This window comes from Mesorhizobium sp. M7A.F.Ca.ET.027.03.2.1, assembly GCF_003999175.1.
GTDB lineage: Bacteria > Pseudomonadota > Alphaproteobacteria > Rhizobiales > Rhizobiaceae > Mesorhizobium.
Window position 1 is genome coordinate 1 of record NZ_RZOM01000901.1, and the last position, 2560, is coordinate 2560.

Consider the following 2560-nt stretch of genomic DNA (forward strand, 5'->3'; position numbering starts at 1 on the left):
CGCTATGCCAAGGACGCAACGATCTTCGAGCAGGAGGCCGAGGCCCATTCCTTCTTCGTGTTGATCGCCGGTCACATCCGGGTGGTCCGCACCACGCCGGACGGACAGCAGGTCATCGCCAGATACATTAGCGAAGGCGAGATCTTTGGCGTCGCCGCGGCACTTGGCCGGACGGCCTACCCCGCCAGTGCTGTCGCGGCGGTGGATTGCGTGGTGCTGGCCTGGCCCAACGCTCTTTGGCCGGAGTTGGCGCGTCGGTTCCCGGTGTTTGGAGCAACCACCTACAGGACGGTTGGAAGCAGGCTGCAGGAGACCCAGACGCGCGTGGTGGAGATGTCGACGGAACAGGTGGAGCAGCGGGTTGCGCATGCGCTGCTGCGATTGGCAAACCAGACCGGCCGAAAGACCGATAGCGGCGTCGAAATCGACTTTCCGATCTCGAGACAGGACATCGCCGAGATGACCGGGACGACGCTGCACACGGTCAGCCGGCTGCTGAGCCGGTGGGAAGACGATGGAATAATTGTCAGCGGACGCCAGAAAGTCACGGTCAAGGATGCGCATCGCCTTGTGGTTCTCGCGGAGAATCGGGACAAGCGCTGATCCTCACCGTTCTCCTCGAACGGCCGCTTCGAGTTCGCCCAGAAAGTCGCCCTCATCGATCCGATGTTCCCGGCAGGCTTCAGCCACGGTATGGAATGTGCCGATCGGACAGCCGACGCACAGCATCTTGTATCTCAGCACCACAGCCACCGTTGCCGGCCATTTCCTCATGATTTCGTCAACGACCATGTCTGGGTCGATCGAACTGCGCTGTTCCATGATCAGGTCTCCGCGTTTTGCGAAGCCTCTTCATAAATCGCGTTCGGACCGCTCTCGTTGCGCTTTCGCAATCTGAAATGATTCAGATCAAGACGCGGCGTGCGCGATCTCGATAAGCAACGGGATAAAGTATTTGAGGAGGTTGGCATGCAAGCCAAAGCCATAATGACCACACCGGTCGTTGCAATAGATCCGTCTGCCTCGATCGTCGAAGCGGCCAGATTAATGCTCTCCAGCAAGATCAGCGGGCTTCCCGTCATTCGCAGCGACGGCGCGCTGGTGGGCATTATCAGCGAGGGTGATTTCCTACGCCGCGCAGAGTTGGGCACTCAGCGCAAGCGCCCACGCTGGCTGGAGTTTCTTGTCAGCCCGGGAAGAGTTGCCGAAGAATATGTCCTGGCCAACGGACGGCGGGTCGAGGACGTGATGACCGACAGCGTTGTCACGGCATCCCCCAATGCATCGCTTGCCGAGGTCGTCGAGTTGATGACGCATCACTGCATCAAACGCATCCCGATCGTCGACGGCGACAAAGTTGTCGGAATGATTGCCCGCTCCGATCTTCTTCGTGCGCTGCTTCACACGCAGCCAGCCTCGACCCCAACGGCCATTGACGACGAACGGATACGCCGGAGCATCGTCGCGGAGCTTGCAGCGCAGAAGTGGGCTGGAAATGATCTGATCAATGTCAGTGTCGACAAAGGGATCGTAAAACTGAGCGGCGCCATCTTCGACGAACGCGAGCGCCGGGCAGCCATCGTCGCGGCCGAAAACGTCGCCGGCGTCAAAGGCGTTGAGGACAATCTATTTTGCGCCGAGCCGTTGTCCGTCATCCTGGTCTCGTAGCCAAGGGCTACCCCCCACCATTTTCCCAAGGCGAACTGCGTGCGTAGCCGCTCGACGACTAACGCTGGCCGGCCGCATGCTGCAGCCGTGCGATCAGGTCGCGGTTGCGGCAATAATCTGGCGGAGCATCGGTTTGCTCGTGTTGATCGAGCCAAGTCGAGCATTCGTCCTGATGGCCGCAGGATCGGCAGCGGTTGACCGCCCGATCGGTGACGGCTGCATGGTCCGCCACCACTTTCAACTGCCTGTCGACACCAAGCTTGCGCATCATGCGACCCATCAACGCGGCCCTGGCGTCGACTGAAATCAGATAATCGAGAAAGCTCATCTTGGTCACTCCTGCCTTTTGAGAATCATAGCCATGCAGGCGGCCAACGACTTGATCTCGGTCAACAGACGGAGCCGTTGCCAGGCCAAGGCGGCGAAGGGGGTAGATTGAAGTTCCTGAACCCACCGCCGCGCACTCGGCTGCTGGGACGTCGACCCATCAATACGACATGAAGCGGTTGATGCCGCTTTCCTCAATCAGCGAGCGCGTGACCCCGCCGAACGCCCATTCCCGCAGACGGCTGTGCCCATAGGCACCCGAGACGATCAGGTCCGCATGGATCGACCGCGCAAATATCAGCAACTGATCGCCGTCAGCCTCGCCGGCAATCAGTTCGGTTCGTGCCATGATGCCGTGATGTTCCAGAAAAACCGCGATATCGGCGAGACTGTCGCGGATGCTCTCGTCGCGGTCCGTATCGATTGTGGCAACGACGACTTCGTTGGCCTTGGCCAGAAGGGGCAACGCATCTGCTATCGCCCGCCGTGCTTCCCTCGTGTCTTTCCAGGCAACCAGCACGGTTTTCGCCATGACATGTTCGACATTGCTCGCGGCGACCAGGAC

The 2560-nt window shown here is 60.0% G+C and carries 5 protein-coding genes; 2 read left to right on the forward strand and 3 right to left on the reverse strand.

What is annotated here, in order from left to right:
• Nucleotides 1-603 (forward strand): Crp/Fnr family transcriptional regulator (locus EN750_RS28695; RefSeq protein WP_145967997.1); only part of this gene is annotated, 603 nt, incomplete at its 5' end.
• Nucleotides 604-606: 3 nt separating this feature from the next.
• On the opposite strand, the gene EN750_RS28700 is transcribed toward EN750_RS28695, so the two are convergent.
• The gene (locus EN750_RS28700; protein ID WP_127398770.1) at nt 607-822 is read right to left on the reverse strand and encodes a DUF1858 domain-containing protein; all 216 of its coding nucleotides are present in this window, start codon (nt 820-822) and stop codon (nt 607-609) included.
• A 147-nt stretch (nt 823-969) separates the two neighbouring features.
• On the opposite strand from EN750_RS28700, the gene EN750_RS28705 reads away from it, so the two are divergent.
• Nucleotides 970-1668 carry a CBS domain-containing protein gene (locus EN750_RS28705; protein ID WP_127398771.1) on the forward strand — a complete coding sequence of 233 codons (699 nt, stop codon included), beginning with the start codon at nt 970-972 and terminating at the stop codon, nt 1666-1668.
• Between the two features lie 58 nt (nt 1669-1726).
• Here EN750_RS28705 and EN750_RS28710 read toward each other — a convergent pair whose 3' ends face one another.
• Nucleotides 1727-1996, reverse strand: coding sequence for a DUF6455 family protein (locus tag EN750_RS28710; protein WP_127398772.1), 270 nt, complete (start codon nt 1994-1996; stop codon nt 1727-1729).
• A gap of 159 nt (nt 1997-2155) precedes the next feature.
• On the reverse strand, nt 2156-2560 hold a 405-nt coding region (locus EN750_RS28715), incomplete at its 5' end, for a universal stress protein (RefSeq protein ID WP_145967998.1).

Bases quoted from the DNA above. Each gene is read 5' to 3' on its own strand.
- EN750_RS28700 (WP_127398770.1), bottom strand. From the start codon at position 822: ATGGAACAGCGCAGTTCGATCGACCCAGACATGGTCGTTGACGAAATC.
- EN750_RS28710 (WP_127398772.1), bottom strand. From the start codon at position 1,996: ATGAGCTTTCTCGATTATCTGATTTCAGTCGACGCCAGGGCCGCGTTG.
- EN750_RS28705 (WP_127398771.1), top strand. From the start codon at position 970: ATGCAAGCCAAAGCCATAATGACCACACCGGTCGTTGCAATAGATCCG.